Annotated in this window: 20 protein-coding genes; 12 read left to right on the top strand and 8 right to left on the bottom strand. The window is 39.0% G+C overall.

Annotated elements, in window-relative coordinates; genetic code table 11:
• Positions 1–106: 106 nt before the first annotated feature.
• From ACKPEB_RS02225 to ACKPEB_RS02215, 3 genes are all read left to right on the top strand, one after another.
• Positions 107–1231: a nucleotide sugar dehydrogenase gene (locus ACKPEB_RS02225; protein ID WP_408963146.1), complete on the top strand. Its 1125-nt coding sequence runs from the start codon at positions 107–109 to the stop codon at positions 1229–1231.
• Between the two features lie 4 nt (positions 1232–1235).
• Positions 1236–2222, top strand: a complete 987-nt coding sequence (locus ACKPEB_RS02220; RefSeq protein ID WP_408963145.1) for an NAD-dependent epimerase — start codon at positions 1236–1238, stop codon at positions 2220–2222.
• 307 nt (positions 2223–2529) lie between these two features.
• Positions 2530–3648 (top strand): site-2 protease family protein, encoded by a 1119-nt coding sequence (locus ACKPEB_RS02215; RefSeq protein ID WP_408963144.1) that lies wholly within the window; start codon positions 2530–2532, stop codon positions 3646–3648.
• Positions 3649–3748: 100 nt separating this feature from the next.
• Here ACKPEB_RS02215 and ACKPEB_RS02210 read toward each other — a convergent pair whose 3' ends face one another.
• The 4 genes from ACKPEB_RS02210 to ACKPEB_RS02195 form a co-directional block, all read right to left on the bottom strand.
• On the bottom strand, positions 3749–4297 hold the full coding sequence (locus tag ACKPEB_RS02210) for a hypothetical protein (protein WP_408963143.1): 549 nt from the start codon (positions 4295–4297) through the stop codon (positions 3749–3751).
• Positions 4298–4434: 137 nt separating this feature from the next.
• On the bottom strand, positions 4435–5052 hold the full coding sequence (locus ACKPEB_RS02205) for a L,D-transpeptidase (RefSeq protein ID WP_408963142.1): 618 nt from the start codon (positions 5050–5052) through the stop codon (positions 4435–4437).
• 375 nt (positions 5053–5427) lie between these two features.
• On the bottom strand, positions 5428–6027 hold the full coding sequence (locus tag ACKPEB_RS02200) for an alpha-ketoglutarate-dependent dioxygenase AlkB family protein (protein ID WP_408963141.1): 600 nt from the start codon (positions 6025–6027) through the stop codon (positions 5428–5430).
• Positions 6028–6115: 88 nt separating this feature from the next.
• Positions 6116–7225: a tetratricopeptide repeat protein gene (locus tag ACKPEB_RS02195; protein ID WP_408963140.1), complete on the bottom strand. Its 1110-nt coding sequence runs from the start codon at positions 7223–7225 to the stop codon at positions 6116–6118.
• Positions 7226–7404: 179 nt separating this feature from the next.
• Between ACKPEB_RS02195 and ACKPEB_RS02190 the strand changes: the two genes are divergently transcribed.
• From ACKPEB_RS02190 to ACKPEB_RS02170, 5 genes are all read left to right on the top strand, one after another.
• Entirely contained in the window at positions 7405–7788 is a 384-nt protein-coding gene (locus ACKPEB_RS02190; protein ID WP_408963139.1) for a nuclear transport factor 2 family protein, read from the top strand.
• Positions 7789–7795: 7 nt separating this feature from the next.
• Positions 7796–8632, top strand: coding sequence for a 16S rRNA (adenine(1518)-N(6)/adenine(1519)-N(6))-dimethyltransferase RsmA (gene rsmA, locus ACKPEB_RS02185; RefSeq protein WP_408963138.1), 837 nt, complete (start codon positions 7796–7798; stop codon positions 8630–8632).
• Between the two features lie 48 nt (positions 8633–8680).
• Positions 8681–9628 carry a 4-(cytidine 5'-diphospho)-2-C-methyl-D-erythritol kinase gene (gene ispE / locus ACKPEB_RS02180; protein WP_408963137.1) on the top strand — a complete coding sequence of 316 codons (948 nt, stop codon included), beginning with the start codon at positions 8681–8683 and terminating at the stop codon, positions 9626–9628.
• 3 nt (positions 9629–9631) lie between these two features.
• A complete protein-coding gene (locus tag ACKPEB_RS02175; protein WP_408963136.1) occupies positions 9632–9967 on the top strand; it encodes a DUF3082 domain-containing protein in 336 nt (111 codons plus the stop codon).
• Between the two features lie 129 nt (positions 9968–10096).
• Positions 10097–10942: a class I SAM-dependent methyltransferase gene (locus ACKPEB_RS02170; RefSeq protein ID WP_408963135.1), complete on the top strand. Its 846-nt coding sequence runs from the start codon at positions 10097–10099 to the stop codon at positions 10940–10942.
• 70 nt (positions 10943–11012) lie between these two features.
• On the opposite strand, the gene pap is transcribed toward ACKPEB_RS02170, so the two are convergent.
• Complete coding sequence (gene pap, locus ACKPEB_RS02165) at positions 11013–12494, bottom strand: polyphosphate:AMP phosphotransferase (protein ID WP_408963134.1); 1482 nt, start codon at positions 12492–12494, stop codon at positions 11013–11015.
• Positions 12495–12666: 172 nt separating this feature from the next.
• Here pap and ACKPEB_RS02160 point away from each other — a divergent pair, with 172 nt between their 5' ends.
• The gene (locus ACKPEB_RS02160; protein ID WP_408963133.1) at positions 12667–13329 is read left to right on the top strand and encodes a phosphatase PAP2 family protein; all 663 of its coding nucleotides are present in this window, start codon (positions 12667–12669) and stop codon (positions 13327–13329) included.
• Positions 13330–13373: 44 nt separating this feature from the next.
• Positions 13374–15146: an ArnT family glycosyltransferase gene (locus ACKPEB_RS02155; protein WP_408971235.1), complete on the top strand. Its 1773-nt coding sequence runs from the start codon at positions 13374–13376 to the stop codon at positions 15144–15146.
• A 43-nt stretch (positions 15147–15189) separates the two neighbouring features.
• Here ACKPEB_RS02155 and ACKPEB_RS02150 read toward each other — a convergent pair whose 3' ends face one another.
• A complete protein-coding gene (locus ACKPEB_RS02150) occupies positions 15190–15603 on the bottom strand; it encodes a thiol-disulfide oxidoreductase DCC family protein (protein ID WP_408963131.1) in 414 nt (137 codons plus the stop codon).
• Positions 15604–16053: 450 nt separating this feature from the next.
• On the opposite strand from ACKPEB_RS02150, the gene ACKPEB_RS02145 reads away from it, so the two are divergent.
• On the top strand, positions 16054–19353 hold the full coding sequence (locus ACKPEB_RS02145; RefSeq protein WP_408963130.1) for a diguanylate cyclase domain-containing protein: 3300 nt from the start codon (positions 16054–16056) through the stop codon (positions 19351–19353).
• 208 nt (positions 19354–19561) lie between these two features.
• Here ACKPEB_RS02145 and ACKPEB_RS02140 read toward each other — a convergent pair whose 3' ends face one another.
• Positions 19562–19819 carry a MoaD/ThiS family protein gene (locus tag ACKPEB_RS02140; protein ID WP_408963129.1) on the bottom strand — a complete coding sequence of 86 codons (258 nt, stop codon included), beginning with the start codon at positions 19817–19819 and terminating at the stop codon, positions 19562–19564.
• Between the two features lie 46 nt (positions 19820–19865).
• On the bottom strand, positions 19866–22622 hold the full coding sequence (locus ACKPEB_RS02135; RefSeq protein ID WP_408963128.1) for an Ig-like domain-containing protein: 2757 nt from the start codon (positions 22620–22622) through the stop codon (positions 19866–19868).
• Positions 22623–23176: 554 nt separating this feature from the next.
• On the opposite strand from ACKPEB_RS02135, the gene ACKPEB_RS02130 reads away from it, so the two are divergent.
• Positions 23177–24638, top strand: a 1462-nt coding sequence (locus ACKPEB_RS02130) for a hypothetical protein (RefSeq protein WP_408963127.1), incomplete at its 3' end; no start/stop codon positions are given.

The following is a 24638-nucleotide window of genomic DNA, read 5'->3' as shown; positions in this document are numbered from 1 at the left end:
GTTTTAATGAACAAAGTTCTTCGAGTGGCGAAACGGCTGCTCTGCTTGGGCAACTTCCTGGTCGATTTCTTAAAGGCTACGTTTCACCACATATTCAAAAGATTTTATTAAAAGGTTAAAAAATTCATCTTTAAAATTTACAGCATCTATTCAGGATTTAAAAGACTGTAACTTTTATATTGTGGCTGTTCCCACCCCTGTTGATAAAAATAATCAACCAAACTTAGCGCCCTTAATTAAAGCCTCTGAACTGTTAGGAAAAGTCATAAAAACCGGAGATATTATTGTTTATGAATCAACAGTTTATCCGGGGGTGACAGAAGAAATTTGCGGTAAAATATTAGCCGAAATTTCGGGATTAAAACAAAATATTGATTTTAAATTAGGTTATTCTCCCGAACGAATTAATCCGGGTGATAAATCCCATAGGTTAGAAAAAATTGTGAAAGTCGTTTCAGGAGAAGATGAACCCACCTTAAATACTATTGCTGAAGTTTATAGTAATATTATTCAAGCGGGAGTTTATCGTGCACCTTCGATTAAAGTCGCAGAATCAGCGAAAGTGATAGAAAATATTCAACGGGACTTAAATATTGCTTTAATGAATGAATTAGCGATTATTTTTGATCACTTAAATATCCGTACCCAAGATGTATTAAATGCAGCTAAAACCAAATGGAACTTTTTACCTTTTACCCCTGGATTAGTCGGCGGTCATTGTATTGGCGTTGACCCTTATTATTTAACAGCAAAAGCTGAAGAATTAGGCTATCATCCCCAAGTGATTCTAGCAGGAAGACGGATTAATGATAGCATGGGAACCTATTTAGCTCAACGCTTAGTTAAATTGTTAATTCAAGCTAATTGTTCTATTCCTAACGCAAAAGTTGGAATTTTAGGATTAACGTTTAAAGAAAATGTCCCTGACTTACGGAATAGCCGCGTTCCTGATATTGTCGCGGAACTCAATCAATTTGGAATTCAACCGTTCATTCATGACCCCTTCGCTGACCCTGTTGCCACTCAACAAGAATATGCTATGACATTAGTACAGTGGTCAGATTTGTCGAACCTAGATGCAATGATTCTCGCGGTTCCCCATCAAACTTACCTCGACCTTCCTTTAGAACAACTATTAGGGTGTTTAGGAAATAAAGGTGTTGTGATGGATGTCAAATCTGTTCTTAACCCTAATTTAATACCCTCTTATATTCACTACTGGAGTTTGTAAAAAAATGGCTAATTTATTAGTAACTGGTGTGGCTGGATTTATTGGATTTCATTTGTGTCAACGGTTATTAGACCGAGGAGATACTGTTATCGGAATTGACAATATTAATGATTATTACGATGTGTCTTTAAAACACGCCCGTTTAGACCAATTAAACGGTCGAGAAGGATTTACCTTTAAACAACTAGATTTAGCTGACCGAGAGGGAATGAATCAGTTATTTGCTGAGGGGAATTTTGAACGAGTGGCTCATCTTGCCGCCCAAGCTGGAGTCCGATATTCTTTAAAAAATCCCTATGCCTATCTCGATAGTAATTTAGTGGGTTTTTTGAATATTTTAGAAGGCTGTCGTCATTCCCAAATTCAACATTTAGTTTATGCGTCTTCCAGTTCCGTTTATGGTGCAAATAAAAAAATTCCTTTTTCTGTTGAAGATAATGTAGATTATCCCGTTAGTTTATATGCGGCAACCAAAAAATCTAATGAATTAATCGCCCATAGTTATAGCCATTTATACAATATTCCCTCAACCGGATTACGATTTTTTACCGTTTATGGCCCTTGGGGTCGTCCTGATATGGCGATGTTTATTTTTACCAAAGCTATTCTCGAAGATAAACCCATTGATGTATTTAATTTTGGCAAAATGCAACGGGATTTTACCTATATTGATGATATTGTTGAAGGCGTCATTCGCACCTTAGATAGAATTCCTCAATCGGGTGAAAATCCCCAGACAACAGCCCCCTATAAAGTGTATAATATTGGCAATAATCAACCCGTTGAATTGTTACATTTAATTGAAGTTTTAGAAGCAGCATTAGGTAAACCTGCGATTAAAAACTTTATGCCGATTCAACCCGGAGATGTGCCGATGACCTATGCTGATGTCGATGCTTTAATTCAAGATGTAGACTTTCAACCTAATACTTCCATTGAAGTCGGAGTTCAACGATTTGTAGAATGGTATCGTTCTTATTATCAAGTTTAAACTTAACCCCAGAAACCGGGTTTCTTAACTCTAATCTTGATTTTATCTCCTGAATTAGAACCAGAACTCGGTTTCTCAGTTTAGCTATCTTTAACCCCAAAAACCAGATTTTTTAACCTCTAATCTGGATTGTATCCCCTGAATTAGAACAGAAACTCGGTTTCTAACACCAAGCGGAAAACCGTACTCAATCGTCTAGTATTTACAACCTGGGGCGGATGGCTCAGTTTTTTTACAATTCGTTACGATAGGATTATGAACAACCAAAAGTTAAATTAGCTTTTGGATGCGTTGAGAGGTAGCCAAGATGAATGGCTCTATTCGTGTCGGTAATTTATTTGGAATCCCTTTTTATATTAATGTTTCCTGGTTTATTGTTCTGGCATTAATGACCTTAAGTTATGGGGGAAGTTTGGCGGCTCAATTTCCACAATTGGGTTTAGGACTGCCATTTTTATTAGGATTAATTGCCGCCTTACTGTTATTTGCTTCTGTTTTAGCCCATGAATTAGGTCATAGTTTTGTTGCCATCAAACAAGGAATTAACGTTAAATCAATTACCTTATTTTTGTTTGGTGGATTAGCCAATTTAGACCAAGAAGCAAAAACACCTGCTGGAGCGTTTTGGATTGCCATTGCAGGGCCGTTAGTGAGTTTATTCCTGTTTTTTGGGTTAACTTTGATGGGTTCTTATTTACCCTTAGCAGCCCCATTAACAGCCTTAATTAATCTCTTAGCTTATGTTAATTTAGCCTTAGCTATCTTTAACTTAATTCCCGGTTTACCCCTCGATGGCGGTAATATTCTCAAAGCACTCATCTGGAAAATTACAGGTAATCAATTTAAAGGGATTGTATTTGCCAGTCGCGTCGGTCAAGGATTGGGTTGGTTAGCCATTTTATTAGGATTTTTACCTTTATTTGCTGGAGGTTCGATTAATTTTTGGACGATTTTAATCGGTTGGTTCCTGTTAAGTAATGCTGGACTTTTAGCCAAAGATGCCACCCTCCGCAATCAATTATCTCAATTGACCGCAGAAGATGCTCTAATTGATGAAAATCCGATTGTTCCTCAAACCCTTTCGTTACGAACTTTTGTCAACGATTATATTATTGGAAAAACCGCAACTCGTCAATTTTTAGTCACCAATGAAGTCGGGGAATTAGTGGGTCAAATTAGCGGGGATGACCTCAAAGTAATTCCCACCTCTCAATGGCCGTTCATTCAAGTTCAAGAAGTGATGCAACCTGTGGAATTTTCAACCACCATTGATGCTCAACAATCCCTCTTAGACGTGGTAACGGTCTTAGAAAAACAACAATTAAATGAATTACCCGTTGTTCGCAATGGGGTGTTAGTGGGACTGATTGAAAAAGCATCGATTCGTCGTTTATTAGAGCAACGTTTGCAAGCGAATCCCGCTTAAATGATTAACCGATTAACCCACGTAGGGGCAAGGTTTTCTCGCCCTTTAATCTTAATCTCTAATGTAGGGGCGAGGTTTTCTCGCCCTTTAATCTTAGCCTCTACAACAACCAAGTGCTACTCGAAAAATCCTCATTAGAAACAGGTTGAGAAGGCGAAGAATAGGGACGAGGGATGATTTGAGCCTTGGCTTTGACAATCGCTTTCGGTTGTGGCGGTTGAGCTTTAGGTTGTAAAGCTTGTTTTAAAGATTCATTTTCTTCTTTGAGATTTTTTAATTCATCAATTAATTTAGAATTTGCCTCGGATAATTGTAATGCAGCTTCTTGCGCTTTTTGTAACTTTCCTTTTAAATCTGCCTCTTGAATTTCAGTTTTCATGCGGTCAATAAATTGATTTTTATCGTCTAATTCGGCTTGAAGTTCTAAGACTTTTTCTTGAAGGGAACGCTCTTGATTTTGAGTTGTTTCTAAAGCCGTTTTCAACTCAATAATTTTTTCCTCTAAGTTAGGTTGAACTCCAGAGTTTGCAGGTGAAGCGCTCGCTTGAACCTCAACTCCACTGTCATCCGTAACAATTTCCACTTCAGCCGTTGAACCTTTTTCAGCTTCCTGCCGTACCATATCGGAAAGACGTTTCCGCGCCATCATTCCTCCCCTTGGGTGAGCATTAATTTCTCAATATAGCAGGGAACCGGGAACCCGGAACAGGAAATAGAAACAAAAAAGGAACCCAATCAGTTTGAACTCGATTTGATTCCTGAAAATCTCCATAGCAGGTTCAATCTTTAAGGTTCAACAATCACCGGAGTCCCGACTTCTACCTGTTCAAATAAAGCCACAACATCCTCATTCCGCATCCGTACACAACCGTGAGACGCGGCTTGTCCAATTGAATTGATGGTCGGGGTTCCATGAAACCCAATCACATCTTTCCCATCTGTCCAAAACCCAATCCAACGTAAGCCTAACGCACTATTGGGGCCAGGAGAACGAACCTCTCCCGTCCAGGGGTCTTGCCAAACTGGATTTTCAATCTTTTGCATCACTTTAAAATTCCCCGTCGGCGTTTCCCATCCTTCTTTACCAACCGCAACGGGATAACTGGCAATCACTTGTTCTCCTTGATACAGATAAACCCGACGTTGACCTAACCGCAGAACCAAACGTCTTGGCTGTTCTAAGGACGGTAAAAATAAACCGGGGTCATCTAAGGGGGGAAAATCCGGGTTGAGGTTTTGATTGGGAAGAATCGGAACCACTGTAGCAGACGCAGAACTCACCGTTTCCGGTGAAACCGAGCTTTGCGCTTTTATCGGTTGTCCTAATAAGAATAAAGTGGCTAGGCTAATACCAGCAGCGAGAAAAGATTGAGATAAAAATTGAGTGTTGACTCTAGCGGTCATATTGGACTCCTCACTCAGAAATATTCAAAGATAGTAGGGAACAGCAGAAAAAGAAAGGTGTGGAGAACACACAGTTAACCATCGTAGGGGCATATTTCCCCCACTCGTAACCATTAACCATCTATATCCTAAGTTTAGGCTGTTGTTATAATGTACCCTAAAAAATAGGACTAAGCAAACCTGAAACAGTTCCAAACGTTTCGCCACAATCAAAAAACTGAGTTTCTCAACCTCTCCTTTCAATTTTATTTCTTAAACTCATATCAAAAATCCGCCTGAAATTCCTCGACAGGGAAATGATGACGGGGTATTCAATGATGATGCTATAGCCTAACAGTATCACGATTAATTTAATCTTAATTAGAGCAGCTTAATTTATAAAATTACCCGAAAAGTTAGATTAATTCGAGGCTGAGTGGATTTAGCACTTTTAGGAACATAATGCTGCCAAAACTTCTGGGTTTCACCACCCATAATTAAAAAATCACCATCCCCTAAATTCAGTTCTACTTTGATTTGATGATTATCTCTACGTCTAAAGACAAAACGCCGAGTTTCCCCAAAACTCAGAGAACTGATCACCGCACCAGGGGCTAATTCTTTTTCATCATCACTATGCCAGCCCATATAATCTTGACCATCTCGATATAAATTCAGGAGAACTCCATTAAATTGAGTATTAACTAAAGGCTCTATTTTTTCTTTGATTTGTAATAAAGGTAAATTCCAAGGTAAGGGGTGCAGGGTGACACCAGAATAAGTATAAGCACGCTCACCATAATAAGCGGTTAACCGAGGCTGAAGCACAGATTTGCCAAAAATTTTTATGGGTTTTTGTTTCCATTCTATTTGATTCAATAATTCGTGAAAAAGACGTTGGGTTTCTGGCTTTTGAAATAGGCGAGGATAGATAATTACTTCTGCGTTAGGGAGTTCTAAGTTTTGGCGAATCAGATTTGAATTGAGCTTCGGCATATTGATCGGTAATTCTTGGAGCGATCGCACTTTCCTAAAAACAGCTTAATTTGTTGGTCATGAAAATGCGATCGCCAATAACATCAATTTACTTTTTCTTCGGTTGTAATTGCTGTAAAGCAGCTTGGGTTTTTTTGACACCTTCGGGATTGCCTTGTTGCTGATAAAGTTCTAAGGCTTTTTGGAAAGAAGCGATCGCTTGTTGTTCCCGACTGCCTCGTCCTTTCAGCGCCAATCCCATATTAAAATGGGCTGAGGCATCATTGGGATTATTTTCAATCACCCGACGATAACTAATAATTGCCCCGACATAATCTTGTTGTGCGAGTTGCAATTCTCCGAGGGCTGCATTTGCTTCCATTAACGTTGGTTTTAACGCTAACGCCCGTTGATAAGCTTGGCTGGCGGCTTCCCAGTTTTCCTCAGCTTTAAAAATTTCACCAATTTGGAATTGTACATCCCCATCTCGGGGGGCGAGTTGGGCGGCGCGTTCAAAGGCGGCAACACTTCCATTGCGATCGCCATATTTTAATAAAGCCGCCCCTAATTTAATTTGAATACTCGCTTCATTGGGGGCGATCATAGCTGCTTGTTGCAGCACTTCTAAAGCTTTCATCACGTTTTCTTGCTTGAGAAATGCCATTCCCATTGAAGAATAAGCTTGCCAATTACGGGGATCAAGGGTGAGAATGGTTTGATAAGCTCGGATTGCCCCGGCATAGTCTCCTTTGCGGAATAAAGTGGCGGCTAACCCCTGATGAGCTTGAATATTATCCCGTTTGAGCATGGTCGCCCGACGATAGGCATCGGCGGCTGCATCATATTGTTGTAAATTGGCTAAACTGAACCCTAAACCATACTGAAAATCTGCATTATTGGGTTCTAAGATTAAGGCATTTTGATAATATTGGGCTGCGACTTGGAAGTTACCGCGTAATGCTTCTAAATAGGCAATTCCTGAATAAATTTTAGGGTTTCTAGGGTCTAAAGAAACCGCTTGGGTATAGAGGGTAATGGCATTAGCTAGATCTCCCGCATCCACCAACTTTCGACCCTGTTCTAACAAATCATTAAGCTGTTTGTTGGCTTGGGGGTTGGCTTGAGCTACAATTTCCGTAGCTTGAGCAATTTGAGGTGTGGTGATGGCAATGACAGCCATTAAAACACGACTAATTAACAATTGAGTTCGATTTGACACGGCCTATTTTGGGTGAGAAGTTGAGCGAGTCTTTCATATTGCGGTGTGGACGGTTAACCGTTAACCAAAAACCAACACCACACATGGGAACTGATAGTGACATAATTCGGGCCAATTGTGAAGATATCCGCTTGCTCTTGCTTGTCTGACTTTGACTTTTTCACCCTAGCGAAATGGTTATGACCGATGAACAAATTGTATTAACGGCTAATCAAGCATTTTATCGAGCCTTTGAAAAACAGGATATGGAGGCGATGAGCGCCCTTTGGTCAAAAGGAACCGCTTCGGTTTGTATTCACCCTGGACGGAAAGCCGTTAAGGGATGGGAAGCCATTCGCACTTCCTGGGAACAAATTTTTAAAGCGACTCAATATTTAGAAATTGAAACCCAAATTATCTCAACTGAAATTAATGGAGATCTCGCTTATGTTATTTTAACAGAAAATGTGATGCAAATTGTCGGTCGCCGTCGCTTGCAAGCAACCTCGATGGCAACGAATATTTATAGTCGGATGGCGAATCAATGGTATTTAATTCATCATCACGGAAGCCCTATTATTTAAGTAATTTATGCGATCGCCCCAACCTCGAAAACAATTCGCCCAACATTGGTTACGCAGTGAAAAAGCGTTAAGTAAAATTGTTAAATCTGCTTTATTATCTCCCTCAGATCGGTTATTAGAAATTGGCCCTGGAACGGGGATTTTAACCACTCAATTACTATCCGTTGCTCAATCTGTTGTTGCGGTTGAAATTGATACGGATTTATGTAAAAATCTCGTTAAACGGTTTGGTAATAAAGAGAATTTTCTATTATTACAAGGAGATATTTTAACCTTAGATATTGCCACACAATTACAGGATTTTGCTAATTTCCAAAATCCGAATAAAGTGGTTGCTAATATTCCCTATAATATTACCGGGCCAATTGTTGAACAATTATTAGGAACCATTGCGGAACCGAACCCAAACCCCTATGAATTAATTGTTCTGTTAGTTCAAAAAGAAGTCGCCCAACGGATCACCGCCCATGCAGGGTCTAAAAGCTTTGGGGCGTTGTCCGTGCGAGTTCAATACCTCGCCAACTGCGAATATATCTGTGATGTGCCCGCAAAAGCCTTTTATCCCCCGCCTAAAGTCGATTCTGCGGTAATTCGTTTGCGTCCTCGTCCCATCGAACATCCCGCCTCAAACCCCGCCTATTTAGAGCGGTTACTGAAATTAGGCTTCGCCAGCAAACGTAAAATGTTAAGAAATAATTTACAAAGTGTGGTCAGTCGAGATCAATTAACCCAATTACTGGAACAATTAGAGATTAACCCCCAAGTTCGCGCCGAAGACCTCAGCGTTGAACAATGGGTAAATTTGGCTAATCTTTTGGAAACAACAGATTTAGTCACAGATTAAAATAGTCTGTCTGTTTTCTGTTTTCTGTCTCCTGACCTCTAAATAAAAATGCGTTCCTATTCCTTAATTGCTCCAGCAAAAATTAACCTTTACTTAGAAATTATAGGCGATCGCCCCGATGGATATCATGAATTGGCGATGATATTGCAAAGTATCAGTTTAGCCGATCAAATCGATATTGAACCGATTGGAATTGATACCATTAGTGTCCGGTGTGATCATGCTGAAGTTCCGAATGATAAAACTAATTTAGCTTATCGTGCAGCCGCCTTATTAGCCGAACAATTTCCCGATGCGATGGCTCAATTTGGGGGCGTTGCAATTAATATTACTAAAAATATCCCCATTGCTGCCGGGTTAGCAGGAGGTTCAACGGATGCGGCGGCGGTTTTAGTCGGGTTAGATTTAATGTGGCAATTAGGTTTAACTCAAAGTGAATTAGAAGAATTAGCCGCTCAAATTGGTTCCGATGTTCCCTTTTGTATTCAAGGAGGAACTGCCTTAGCAACGGGACGGGGTGAAGAACTTTCTCCTCTAACAAATTTAGATCATTTGTATGTGGTTTTAGCGAAATATCGCAACCTGGGAATTTCAACAGTTTGGGCGTATAAAACCTATCGTCAACAGTTTAGTGAAACTTACGTTTCAGAAGTTCAAGACTTACAAACTCGTCAACACCGAGTTCATTCGGGGCCAATGGTTTCTGCCATTATGCACCGAAATGGTGCAGAAATTGGTAAATTACTGCACAATGATTTAGAGAAAGTCGCTTTACCTGAATATCCCCAAGTCTTGGAATTGCGACAAGCGTTTGAGTCTCAGGGGGTTTTGGGAACGATGATGTCAGGTTCCGGGCCAACGGTGTTTGCCTTAACGGAATCTGAAACCGAAGCGTTACGGGTTTTAGAAGCTGTAAAAACCCAAATGGCACACCCTGAATTAGAGTTTTGGACAGCCAAATTTGTTTCTACTGGTATTCGTTTAGCACATTCATAAATTATGACTGAATCTACTCCGAAAACTTCTCAAACCTCCTCCCAAATCGATGCCATTAATTTATTCCGATGTACAACGAATGGATTAATGTATGGAGGAGTTGCATTTGTTTTTTATAAATTAACCTTTATTATTTCTGAAAAATTTGCCAATAAACCGATTCAATCTGATAATTTTACGGTGATTCAAATGTCAAGCACCGTTCGGACTGTTGTTGTTGGTTTATTAACGATGGGAACGATTTTGTTTAGTTTTTTAGCTCTGGGATTAATGATATTAGCAATATATGTGGCGATTCAACGATTAATTAAACCCAAGGTTCCTTCATCCAATAGTTAAAAAACACACCCTGTCGGATCTAATTAATAAGCTAATATAGATCACCAACAGTACCGGAGAGCCTCATAAAGCCAGAAAAACATTTTTCTGGGGAATAATACCAATCAATCATCATTCCAAGTGAAAATCATGCAAATCGATTTAGATTATCCGATTAATCCATTTCCTAGATATGGATATGGTAAACCTCCCCATCCTCGTCTCTATGAAATTATTAAGAGAAATAGGAAGGTTTACGAAGAGTATCTCCATCTCTTTCTGAACTATAAAAATAATTTTCGGACAATTTCTCATTCAGAAAATAAAAACCAGTTTGCAGAACCTTATTGGGAGAATGGCTGGTTTTTCGGTCTTGACTCAGTAGCCCTCTATTCTTTACTCTGTTTGCATCATCCTCAAAAATATTATGAAATTGGTTCGGGTAACTCCACTAAATTTGCTAGAAAAGCAATTAATGATTATAATTTATCCACAAAAATTGTTTCTTTTGATCCTCAACCTAGATCGGAAATTAATGACCTTTGTGATGCTATTTTTAGACAACCTGTTGAAGAGGTAGATCTAAAAATATTTGATGACCTCGAATCGGGTGATATTTTATTTGTAGATAACTCTCATCGGATTTTTACAAATTCGGATGTAACCGTTTTCTTTTTAGACATTTTACCCAGACTAAAACCCGGTGTATTAGTACACATTCATGACATTTTTCTGCCGTTTGATTATCCCCCATTTTGGCAAGATCGATATTATTCTGAACAGTATATTCTAGCGGCTTACTTATTAGCAGAATCTAGCAAATTAGAGATTATTTTACCTAATGCTTTTATCTATTATTGTGATCCAGAACTCAATCAAATTATGTACCCCTTATGGACTGATCTACAAGTAAGTGAGGAAAAAATATCAGGAATTTCTGTAAGGGAAGGCTCTTCTTTTTGGATAAAAATCACAAGCAGCGCTACGCACTCTTAGAACAAAAACATGGCAGTATCTGTGATCCGCGCATAGTAGCCCCGTCACAAAAAGTGCGGGGTACTGACGCTTATTTAATCCGCCGTCGAATGGCTTCAACAACTGTTTCAATCACTTTTACACGGGCATAATATTTATGATTTGCTGCTACTAATGTCCAAGGAGCATTGGGTGTATGGGTACGTTGAATCATTTGATTAGCGGCGACTTCATATAACGGCCATTTTTCGCGGTTTCGCCAATCTTCATCGGTGAGTTTATGGAGTTTATAGGGGTTATCTTTGCGGTCTTGAAATCGTTTTAATTGTTCATCTGGATCAATATGTAACCAAAATTTAACTAATACATAACCCGCGCTGGTTAACTGTTCTTCAAATTCATTAATTTCTTGATAAGCACGTCGCCATTCTAATTCCGTTGCGAAGTGTTCAACTCGTTCAACTAATACCCGACCATACCAACTCCGGTCAAAAACTCCTAATTTACCTCTAGGCGGTAAACCACGCCAAAACCGCCATAAATAATGATGAACTTTTTCTTCATCCGTTGGGGCGGCAAAGGTATTTACTTCATAACTTCGAGGATCTAAAATATCCGTTAATCGTTTAATGGCGCCCCCCTTCCCCGCCGCATCCCACCCTTCAAATAAAGCTAAAACTGGAATTTGTTTTTGATGCAAAGTTTGTTGGAGTTGACCTAAATTCACCTGTTGCTGACGTAACTGAATTTTGTAGTCATTCGACGATAAAGTCATGGAGAGATCAACCGCCGCTAAAGGGTTGGGTTCGGTGGGTTGTAAACGCTCTTGGGGTGTTGTAAAAGCGGGGGGTAATTGAAGATGCAAACGGTCTAACCCTTCTTGAATGGATGCCACCATCGTTGATAATACCTTAACCCTCGCCCAGCGTTTACAGTCTCCTTCGACTAACGTCCAAGGTGCTGAACCTGTCCCGGTATGAACCACCATTTCTTCGGCTAAGGTACAATAGGTATTATAATTTTTAGCTTGTTGCCAATCTTCAGGACGTACCCGCCACGCTTCTAACTCATCTTCTGAGGATTTCTGTAATCGTTGTTTCAGTTCTTTTTTACTTAAATGAATCCAAAATTTAGCCATCACCGCCCCATCATCCACCAGTTGACGTTCAAAGGCGTTAATTTGTCGTATCGTCATTGGAACATTGGCATCTTTGAGGCGTCCAAACAACCGATCTTCTAAAATATGAGTATACCAACTATGGTAAAAAATACCAATACTGCCTTGTGACGGTAATTTTTGCCAAAATCGCCACAGAAACGGATAGCGGGATTCTTCGTGACTGGCGGGCCAAATGGGATGGACAGAAAACCCCCTGGGATCCATATATCCCACCATTTTTTTTACCAGTCCACCTTTACCCGCCGCTGCCCATCCTTCTAATACAATAATAATCGGTAATTTTTGATCTCGACAGGCTTGTTGAAGCGATCGCAATTCCTTCATTAACGCTTCTATCTGGGTTTTATAGGTTTCTTTGTCTAGGGATAATGTCAGGTCAAGGGTGTCTAACATTGACTCTCGCGTCCTCATGAAGTCTTGATTCAATATTTTAATTGGGGTAGCTGAATAGTTCTCTAACCTCAATAACTTTTTTAACTTTTGTTGTCGGTATATTTACCCAGTTTGGGAGAACTATTGTATAATCTAAACTCATTCAACTACGGATTAGTAAACGTGGGAGATAATGCGTTTAACCTTAAGTCATCGGTTCATTTCCTTTAAAAAAGCTATTTCTAAACAGCAATTGTGGATTTGTTTGGGAATTTTGGTTCCCTTCATTTTACTATCAATTCGCTTCCATTTTCAAGAAGATTTATTACTAGATCAAATTTTAATCCAAGTTCCCCATCAAATTTTTCCCCGGAGTTGGGATGATATTTTCCGGTTTTTTTATTTATTAACCGGGGTGAAAGGAACAGCCGTTATTATTGCTATTACATTAGGGTTTTTAGTCTGGAAATGCTGTTGGATTGAAGCCAAAGTTTTAGCATTTTCAACCTTGGGAATTTTAATTTTAGTTGATGATATTCTTAAACCGTTAATTTCTCGTAGTCGTCCCCCAGATCGATTAGTTGAATCCGTCGGAAGAACCTTTCCCAGTGGTCACGCCACTGGAAATGTTTTGTTTTATTTTTTTATGGCTTATCTCCTCGCCGAACGTTATCCTAAATGGACTCCGTATATTTATGGATTAGCCACGCTTTGGGTCTTAATTATTGGTTTTAGTAGTGTTTATTTAAGATGCCATTGGCCCAGTGATATTCTGGCTGGTTATGGTTTAGGCTATATTAGTTTAACGTTCAGTTTAACTTGGTTAAAAAATTCCCGTGAACAAGTCAAACGCTAACCATTAAGGGTGATTAAATGTTATTCAATTTATCTTTAAAAACGATGTGGAAATCTTGGGAAACTGATCCTAAACTGCTGTGGGTCGTTTCAATTTTAGGATTATTTTTTCTGAGTGCGATCGCATTTTTAAGTCATTTAGGAGATATTGGGTTAATTGATAAAACAGAACCCATGTTTGTTGAAGCAGCCCGTCAAATGCAGGTGACAGGAGACTGGATTACTCCCTATTGGAATGGAGAAACTCGTTTTGATAAACCTCCCTTAATTTATTGGTTAATGGTAATCGGATTTCAAGTCGTTGGAGTGAATGAATGGGGGGCTAGATTACCCTCAGCAATAATGGCAATTTTATCAACATTTTTTGTATTTTATACCCTACGTTTTTTTGGAGTTAAATCTTCTAATGATGATCCCTCTTTATCAGAAGAAATAAAACGCTCTAACCTCCGTCAAAGCTGGATTGGAGCTTGGTGGGGAATGGCAATGATGGCGTTAAATCCAGCGTGGATTGCTTGGGGACGCACGGGGGTTTCCGATATGCTTCTAGCCAGTTGTTTAACGATTGCATTACTCGCCTTTTTTCTCGGTTATGCTCAACCGAAAACTCGTCAGCAAAAACGATGGTATTTTACATTTTATGCAGTTTCAGCCTTAGCTGTTTTAGCCAAGGGGCCGATTGGAATTGTTTTCCCGATTTTAATTATTGGGGCATTTTTGATTTATACTCAACAATTCAAAAAAGTAATCGGAGAAATGCAGTTAATCCCCGGAATTTTAATCTTTTTAATGATTGCAACTCCTTGGTTTATCTTAGTTACCTTAGCCAATGGTCAAGCTTATTTAGATACTTTTTTTGGACATCATAATTTTGAACGGTTTACTCGTGTTGTCAGTAACCATCCTGGCCCGTGGTTTTATTATTTTCCGGTAATTTTAGTCGCATTATTACCTTGGTCTGTTTATCTTCCTGTGGCAATTTTTGAAGTTAAATTTTGGCAACTTAAACAGTGGAAATCTCAAGATCGTTCTCAACATTTAGGCTTATTTGCTTTCCTGTGGTTTGCGATTATTTTCGTATTTTTTAGTTGTTCAGCAACAAAATTACCGAGTTATATTTTACCGAGTATTCCTGCTGGAGTAATTTTAATTAGTTTATGGGGAAATCAACAAAATAGAATTGACCTTGATCAAAATAAAATTTCTCTTCCGTTTTTGATCACGGCTTGTGTCAATATTTTAATATTATTTATATTAGCGATCGCTAGTTTTTTAAGTCCTCAACTGGTCGGAGAAGATACTCCCAATTTTTCCCAACTCTTAGAGATTAGTCATTTACCGATGATATCCGGTATTCTCTGGTTTTTAGCAAGTGGAATTACCTTGTATTGTCTGTGGAAACCTCAATGGCGTCGATTAATTTGGGCTGGAAATGTACTAGGATTCTTCTCGTTTATGAGTTTAGTCGCCTTACCTGTGGGTCAATTATTAGATACTCAAAGACATTTACCCTTAAGACAAATTTCCCTGCGAGTTCAGCAAGTTCATCAACCTCATGAACCCTTAATTGTGATTGGAGTCTTTAAACCTAGTTTAGTCTTTTATACTCAACAACCGATTGAATTTATGACCTATGATATTGAAAAACGGTTGTTAGAATTATTTCCTGAAAATCGTCCCGTTGATACTATTTTAATGATTACAAAACCTAAAGAAATTAAAAAATTAGGGTTGAAATCTTCCGATTATCAACTCTTAGAAAATCAAGGAGGTTATCAATTAATTAGAATTAAGCGAGACACTTTATTAAAACGCTAGGAATAGGGTTTTCCTAGCTGAAAGCTTCCTGATCAGTTGGGTATTATAGGTGACAGTTATTGTTCACACAACCACTGGGATAACTAGACTGATAGGTGCTTGAACGTTTCCCAAATAACGTATATCGATGATCTCGCACTTGTTCATAAATGCGATCGCCCATCCATTTTAACCCCGGTAACGTCCGATAGGCGGTTACAAAAATTGCTCCTGCGGGTAAAAGTCTACCAATTTCCTCCGCCGCATCGCTTCCTTGCCAACGGTGGTCAGGTTGATTTCCATCGATTAAAATCATACCTAAGTTACATTCGCAAGGAGTCACGGAAAAACGACTTAACCCTTGGTGATCCTGCATGGGAATATAGTTAAACTGGTGTCCTTGATCTAAAGTTTCTAACAGTTGCACCAGTGTTACACATAAGTTGCAATTGCCATCATAAATAACGTGGTAGGTCATTGTATCATCCCAGCTTCAAAATCAAATAGTGTTAGTATGCTGTTTATAGGATAAAGCATTTATAACGCTCTGGGGGGGTAGAGAGTGATATTGCTAAAGTATTCACCTCTATCTAAATAAGTAAAGGAATTGATCAGGATTAGTCTTCCAGTATTGTATCAAATTGAATCTGTATAACGGTTCAATTTCCGTAATTTTACTGTTTTCGTAAAATAATTAGTATAGGTTGGAAATATTTGATTCCAAGGCAGACAGTTGAAATCCTGATCTTTAAATCATTCTTTTTCTGTATATACCCATTTTCTTAGCTATAGATAGAGGAAAATACTAAAAGATTGAGGTTAAAATCAATAGCCATATCTAAAACTGTAATTGTCAATATGAATCAACAGGGAAACAATTACCCTGGGCAAATTAAAACACATATAAAAAATATTAAGGAGAAAATCAATGAATTCGAGCAGTTTTTTTCCAAAAAAAAGTTTAATATTTCTGGGCTTATTTCTGAGCTTACTGTTAGTTTTATCCTTAAATTGTTCGGTTTTTAATATGGTTTTACAAGCCTTTTTTAACCTTCAATTTAACACCATATTTTGTTTGATTTTAGACGGAATTAGTCTATGGATATGGATTGAAAACTATCCATTGATGTTTCAGAACATTACACAATTTTGGCTAAACTTCCAGAAACTGAATCAACTGGCTGGTCAAATCTTCCAGCAATTTTTGCCCAAACTATTTTTAATGGGGTTATTTCTGCGGGGATTAATCTTTTTAAACATTCATTACCCACTCTACAGTTATGAACCTCAAGAGATGATCCAAAATCTAACTAATTGGGTTTTGTTTCTAATCTTAATCGGATGGATTATCCATCACGCCAATGATATGCAGAACCACCATTCTCAAGCTGAAGAATCAAAGCCTCAACTCGACAATCATGGCGTTTCCCAACCCCAAGAACAGCTTTACCAAGCTCTATTATCAGCGCCTCATCCCATCATGTTACACACCGAAGACGGCGAAGTGCTGCAAATTAATCACAGTTGGGCAGAAATTACAGGCTATACCGTCGCTGAATTACCGACCCTTTCCGCCTGGGTGGAACGCTTGAGTTGTCCAGAACCTCTCCCCAGTGCTAAAAATCCTGTCGGTTGTTCTCGTTTACCCCATGTCCTCCAAGACTATTTAATTACCAACCGTCAGGGTCATCTCCGGGTTTGGGAATGGAGTTCTTTGACCTTGGGAAAACTCAGTGATGGTCGAACCTTAATTCTCAGTACCGTTGTTGATATTACAGAAGATACCGAAGACCCAGAAACTTTGGCTTCCGTTCAACAATCGAATGAACAACTTCAATTGTGTTTATTACAATGGACAGCCGAATTAACTCAAGCCAATGATGGGTTACAAGAGGAACTACAACGACGTCAACAAATGACCTCAGAACTGTATCAAGTGAGTGAACGCCTCAAACAATTACTCCGCAGTAATCCGGCGGTGATTTTTAGTTGTCAACCTTATCCCAACTATGAAATTACCTTTATTAGTGACAATGTAAATACGCTTTTGGGCTATGATGTAGCAACCCTTTTAAAGGAAGAAGAAATTTGGAATCATTATGTTTTTAATGAGGAACAATCTCAATGGCGAGACGCTTTTCGTCAAGTTTTAATAAGGGGTAGCCATATTCATGAAGCTCGTTTTTTACACGCTCAAGGTCATTGGTGTTGGTTACGATTAGAAATGAGGTTAGTTAAAGATGCGTCGGGAAATCCTTTAGAAATTGTGGGTTATTTTGTGGATATTACAGATCGAAAACAAGCCGAAATGCAGTTAATCACCACCCAAAATCGCTTAAAAACTGTAATTGAAACGGTGGGAAGTGGTATTGCGCTCAGTGATGATCAGGGGAATTTTTATCTGTTTAATTCTAAAATGGAAGAAATTACTGGATATACCTTAGAAGAAGCTCAATCTTATTCGGATTTTCTAGCTTTATTATATCCTCAGCCAGAAGCTTATCAAAAAGCTCAAGAACGATTACAAAAAGTCATTTCCGCCGGTTCAATTTTTAATATAGAAACCACAATTCGAGCTAAAAATGGGCAGTTAAAAACCTTACTTTTATCAACGGTGATGATGCCAGATCAGCAACATCCCTTATTTTTATCAACTTTTCAAGATATTAGCCCTTTGAAACGAGCCGAACAAGCCTTATGTCAACTGATTGTTCAAGAACATTTAATTTGGGAGATTACTCATCAAATTCGTCAATCGTTAAATTTAGAGGATATTTTAAAAACAACGGTTCAAGAAGTTCAACAGTTACTTGAATGTGATCAAGTTTTAATTTATCGAATTTTTTCGGATCGCACCAGCGAAATTATTGCCAGAACCCGATCAGATGAATCCTCAAACCTCTTCAACAAACATCAATCAAATACGCCTTTAATTCCTATAGAATGCTATGAAAATTTTAATCAAGGTCGGATGCGTGTGATTAATGATATTAATCATGATCCGATTCATTCAGGAATGTTAAAAATCTTAAAGCATTGGGGTGTTTGTTCAGCCATTATGGTTCCTTTATTTGAACGAAATCAACTGTGGGGAGTCTTAATGATTTGCCAAAATCAAGGGGTGCGCCATTGGTTGCAATGGGAAGCGAACTTATTGCGACAAATTTCTGAACAAGTTGGAATTGCCCTTCAACAAAGTCAATTGTATCAACAAACCCAATATCAAGCCCGCCGTGCTCAAACCTTAAATCACGTGATTCAAGTGATTCGTCAATCCTTAGATTTAGATACAATTTTTTCAACCGCCGTCGCTGAAATTGTAACGTTATTGCGAGTCGATCGAGCTTGTATTTTACAACATTTTCCTGAAGAACAACAATGGAAAGAGGTGGCTTCCTGTTCTTATGAGCTCAATGAAGCATCTTCGATACTTCCTCTCATTCATCATTTGAATCAATCAGAAATGGAAGATCTCAGGGTTCCTGACTCCCAAGAAATTCAACATTTAACGGGAATTTCAGGCACTTGGTTACCGATTCCGTTACGGGTGGGTAACCAAGTTTGGGGTTGTTTAGGATTACTAAAACATCAACATTTAAGGGGATGGAAAGAGTCAGAAATTGAGTTAACTTGTGCCATTGCCGATCAATTAGCGATCGCCATTCAACAATCAGAACTTTATCAAGAATTACAAGTTGCCAACCAACAATTAAAACGTCTGGCTACCATTGATGGTTTAACTCAAGTAGCAAACCGTCGCCGTTTTGATGAATATTTAGAACAAGAATGGCAACGATTACAACGAGAAAATGCGTTTTTATCGTTAATTATGTGTGATATTGATTATTTCAAACAATACAATGATTACTACGGACATCCAACTGGAGATACTTGTTTAAAACAAGTAGCTCAAGCCATTGAGAAAACGTTACGACGTCCGGCGGATTTAGTTGCACGATATGGAGGAGAAGAATTTGTAATTATTTTACCCAATACCAATCAGGATGGAGCAATTCATGTGGCACAACACATTCAATGGGCAATTTTGCAACTCCAAATCCCCCACGCAAAATCCATCGTTAGTCAGTGGTTAACTTTAAGTTTAGGTATCGCCTGTACCCTCCCCTCTCCTACTACCCCTGCTTCTAACTTAATTCATGCTGCGGATCAAGCTTTATACCAAGCCAAACAGCAAGGACGTGCTCGCTATTGTGTTCAACAGGTATAGAATTTACTGTTTTGGAGGAATATCTATTCCCAGCAATAACATCGAGTATAAAATTTTATCCCTAAAGGGGGTATCATTTTTAAAGTTACTGTGATAGTATACTATTGTGATGAAATTTTGGGGACTGAGCGCTCTGTTGAACTGAAAGGGGGAGAGCGCTCTTCACTAATTGGTACAAATTAATAACAACCTGTAATCAACAATTCCCTCAAAATGAACCGCCACTAACCGGGGGAATTAAAACCACTTCATCTCCATGGTTCAGGAGAGTCTCAGGACTGACAAATTCTAAGTTAATGCCAAATTGTGTTAAAGTTCGCCATTTTTCCAATTCAGGATGCTCCTGAATACAGTAATCTAAAATAGCAGACACAGAAGTTTGATCCGGAAACTCTAACCGTAATTCAGGAACATGATAAGCATCTTGAAACGCTGCAAAAAGTTTAACCTTAACTGTAATTGACATATTGTTTAGAATTTGATGGTTAGAAACCTGGTTTTTTAGAATCGAATTAAACCATTGTAAACTGATTAGCACTCAAGACAGGTTTAGTCGTCAATGTAGCTAATAAAGTTAAGGGTTTAGCATTATTACCATCAGGATCAAAGCCAAGTACACCGGTCGCCGTGTTATAGAAGAAATGAGGCATATTTCCTAAATAATTTAAGGTATTACCACTGACAAAAACACCCGTATCCGATGCAGTGGTGCTTAAGGCTGTTCCTGCGACTAATCCAGCCCCAAACCCAGCCGCGGAAATACTAAAGTTATCCCCAAAACTCGGATTAAAATCAGTGAGGATGTCTTGACCGTGATTGGGATTATTGTAAACAAAGGTATCAGCACCTTCCCCCCCTGTAATCTCATCATCACCTGCGCCTCCTTCAAGATTATTGTTAGAGGCATTCCCAAAAATCATATCGTTACGGGTGGAACCGACCACGTTATTTTTACCCGTGAGATCATTCTTTTGTTGGGTGGTAGAGAGAATAGAGTCAAACCAATGGTAAGCCATCTTCTGATAACCGGCTTGAGTCGGATGTAAAGCATTGGCATCGATGGTGGGAGATGAAATATCATTTTCGCTCAGGGGGTTTAGTCCTTCCCACATATTAACAAATTTGACATTTTCCGAAGCCGGTTGATTGTTAACCACACCGGGAATCAGAGCGTTATAATCCTTGACGTTCTGCATTCGAGTCCCGTAGTATTTACTCTGAGCATGGATGGGCGCAATCGTACTGACTAATAAATCTCCGTTGTCAAATTTAGAAATCCCTGTAATCCTATTTACTAAAGTTTCTAAGCTACTCGCCATCGTTGAGCCACTGCTGGACGCATCATTGGTTCCAATCATCAATAAAACCATGTCAGGATTAGTCGCTGTGATCCAGTTATTGGCTCCTCCGGTGATTTGACTAATCGTCCACCCTGAATACCCTTCATGCTGATTCTGTGAAAAATTACCGTTAGACTGACTACCCACAAAATCAACGGGAAGATTGAAGAATTGAAAATCTTTCCATAACTCTTTACGATATCCAACCCAATCTGCTTTAAGTTGAATATCATTTTCTTTCCCTGCGGTGATCGAGTCTCCCAAAGGCATCAGTTTGAGGGTTTGGCTTAAGTTTGGAATGTAACCTGCGTTTTGTTGTAGGTTAACATACACCCCTTTGGAAGCTTGGCTATAGTTGGCGGTGCTTGTCCGATTAGGAGCAGGGGTGCTGACCGGAACCAATTCTATCGAGTCAAACCGTGCGTTTTCTCCACTATGTAGAATTCCAGACAGTTTAAGTTCATCTCCGTTATTCAGGTAAACTCCTGAAATCGTTTGTGTGAGTAAGTTTTTTGCAGTGGCGCGACCATCTCCTGGGGATTGACTACCAAACCATTGTTTTAACGTATTGCCACCAGTAGAAATCGAAAACAGAGAGGCTCCATCGCTTTCATCAAAATATTTAACGTTAATATCATAGACACCCGATTGTCCGGTAAAGGCTTGAATTGCAGTTCCGGTAGGATGGGTGGTTGTAAGACCAATATATGCACCTGCAGAGGCAAAAGTTCCCGACTCAATGTTATACCCTGTTAAGGTCATGTTTTCGGCTTCGATTGTCACCTTTGCTGGAGGGGTTGTGTTATTGGCAGTCTTGAAATTCCAGGTACTATTACCCCTAATTCCTGTATAATCATTACCTGCTATATCTTCAATCGCACCGTTAGCAATTTCAACGTAGTAATCTGTATTGAAGGCTAAATCGGCGGTGGGATTAATTGTGAGTTGGCTACCACTGACGGTAATATTACTGGCTGTTACCACAATGGTTTCTACGACTGAATTATCCGAGAGCTTCTTGATAACAATATTGCCCGTAGTGCCTTTTTTAATATTTTCGTTGAAGTTGACAACTAAGTTAGCACCAACGGCAACTCCTGTGGCATTATCACTGGGGGTAAAACTACTAGCTGTTGGGGCTGTAGTATCGGCTACAGTTGTGAAATTCCAGGCACTATTACCCGTAATTCCTACATAATCATTACCCGCAATATCCTCAATAGCAGCATTAGCAATTTCAACGTAGTAATCTGTATTTGATGCTAAATCGGCGGTGGGATTAATCGTGAGTTGACTACCACTAACGGTGATATTACTTGCGGTTACAGAAATAGTTTCTACGACTGAATTATCCGAGAGCTTCTTGATAACAATATTGCCACTACTGCCTTTTTTAATATCTTCGTTGAAGTTGACAACTAAGTTGGCATCAACCGCAACTCCTGTAGCATTATCACTGGGGGTAAAACTACTCGCTGTCGGGGCTGTGGTGTCGGTATTTGGAGGAGTCACCGAAACAAATTCGATAAAGTCAAACCGGGCATTTTCCCCGGAATGGATGCTTCCAGCGAGTTTAACTTCATCTCCACTATTAACTTGAACATTCTCAATGGTTTTGGTTGTCAGGTTAGTAGCAGCAGCGCGAGTCCCGACTAAGGATTGATTAGCTATCCAACTTGCTTTTTCAACCCCAGCAATGGACAGTGATAGGGGGGACTGGCCGTCAGTTTCATCAAAATATGCAACAGTGACGTTATATATTCCCGATGGGAGCGCGAATGAATCTTGTAAACTTCTGCTTGCGGTTCCTGTTGTTCCCAAGGTTGAACTCAGACCAATATATTTACCGCCAGAAGCAAAGCTTCCCGATTCAATTTGATACCCCCCCGCTAATGTCATGTTCTCAGCTTCTATACGAATTGATGTCATAGTCAATCTCCAAATTTCATCTGTATATTCCGTAAATGCAGTCTAGTAATGGATTTATTTGATTTTTATATTCTCAGTGAATTCCCTGAGTTCAGTTTAACTTGCTCTATACCTGTAGTCTTGGATAACTACTCTAGGTTTTACAAAAAATTTACATTAAAGTTACTTTTTTAAAGAAATTTTAAAATTAGAATTAAAGTAATATAGCGTTACTCATTACAATTAAGACAATTCTAAATTCCGAAACCCTTTCATTGCTTACTGTTCCCAGTTAAGCTGTTCCCTGTTCTAAGAGTGCGTAGCACTATATCAGAAAGCTGACGCTACAATTTTTGTGAACGCCTGTCTTGCCTGACTCTATAAACAGGGATTGTATTGATAACTTTGAAGTTTCTAAGGGGAAGTATCTTAAGCGTTAGTCGTATACTCTATAAATAATATATACTTTAAGCAATCTCACGCAGAGTGGTGGTTAAAAAAATCTTAGATTACACTTGAAGTTGGTTGTTTTCTGTAAAACTCCTTCCACTTTTCTCACAAAGGAGGAACGGTCAGTGGAATCCCAGATTGATCCTAAATTAATCTTTCCTTCCCAGAGTAAAAACACTAAACAAATTTTACTCCAACAGATCCCGATTGCATTAATTCTATTATTGGCTACAGGACTGCGGTTATATCAACTAAGTACCGAAAGCCTCTGGATTGATGAAATGTTAAGTATTCGGGATGCTCAGAAGTTTGAGTTTACGATTCCTTACATGCGTCCCTTTTACTACCTATTGCTGAAATTTTGGATGTTGTTTGGTAATAGTGATGCCTGGTTAAGGGGACTATCCATTGTTTTTAGTTTAGGAAGTATTTATTTCACCTATTGGCTGGGATGTCGAATTGTGGGGAAGTCTACCGGGTTAATTGCGGCGTTTCTACCGAGTGTTTCCCCTCTATTTATTAATCATGCCCAAGAAATTCGGATGTATACGTTGATCTCGTTCCTGAGTTTGGCGGGAACGGTGGCTCTGAGTTACGTTTTAGAACGACCCACCTATACAGCTTTAGCGGGGTGGGTGACGACACGAACCTTTTTAATATTAACAAATCCTAATAATATCTTGATTGTAGTTGCAGATACGGTGTTACTAGGGTGGAAATTCCGCAAACAGCGTCAATGGTTGCTGGCTTCTGGTGTAGGTTTATCAATTATTAGTTTATTTTTTCTTCCCATTTTCTGGTTACTGACCGTAGGAGGTGTATCCGATGAGTTTATGGAGAAGCAAGTTAAAGACTACTCTAAACCAGGAATCACTCAAATCCTGGGAATGCTAACCCAATTTACCATATACTGGCCTTTAAGAAATTTACTTCAATCTCATCAAATTATTCTCAATAAAAATGGGTTAACAGATTCGACACTGTTAAGTCAATTATTCACCGTTAAAACCCTATCTCTTCTGTTTTATGCTGGGTTCACAGCCGTTCTGATTATTTTATTCGTCCTCTCCTTATTAAATCTTTTCAGCAAACATCCTTCAGAACGATTGTTTTGGTTGACAACTTGGACTCTTTTGCCTGCGGGTTTAATGTTGTTTTTATCTTATTATAAAAGTTCAATTTGGTTTCCCCGCTATCTGATGTTAGTTGCACCTTATTTTCTCATTCTAATTTCTGCGGGGTTTGTTGTTATTTGGAACTGGAAGAAAGGGTTGGCTGTTGCGATTTCCCTTGCTTATCTGATCGGAGTTACTGGTGGTCTTTTCGATTACTATACTCAACTCTATCGCAATGATTGGCAGGGAGCAGCCCAATATATTTATCAAAATCACCAGCCGAATGATTTAGTGGTTATGCACTCAACCTCGGATTTTTTTAAACTTTCTCTCTCTCGCTACTATCCTGAAAAAAACAACGTTTATTTACTCAACCATCCGGGATCTGATAAAAAATTAACTCCAGCTTATATTCAACAACAGTTAGGAAATGCATTGCCTTTAAAGTCTAATTTTTGGTTTGTTTGCTGGC

The organism is Planktothrix sp. (genome assembly GCF_046067725.1).
Taxonomy (GTDB): Bacteria; Cyanobacteriota; Cyanobacteriia; order Cyanobacteriales; family Microcoleaceae; genus Planktothrix.
The sequence above is the reverse complement of the archived record's forward strand: the minus strand, read 5'-3'. Positions and strand labels throughout refer to the sequence as shown.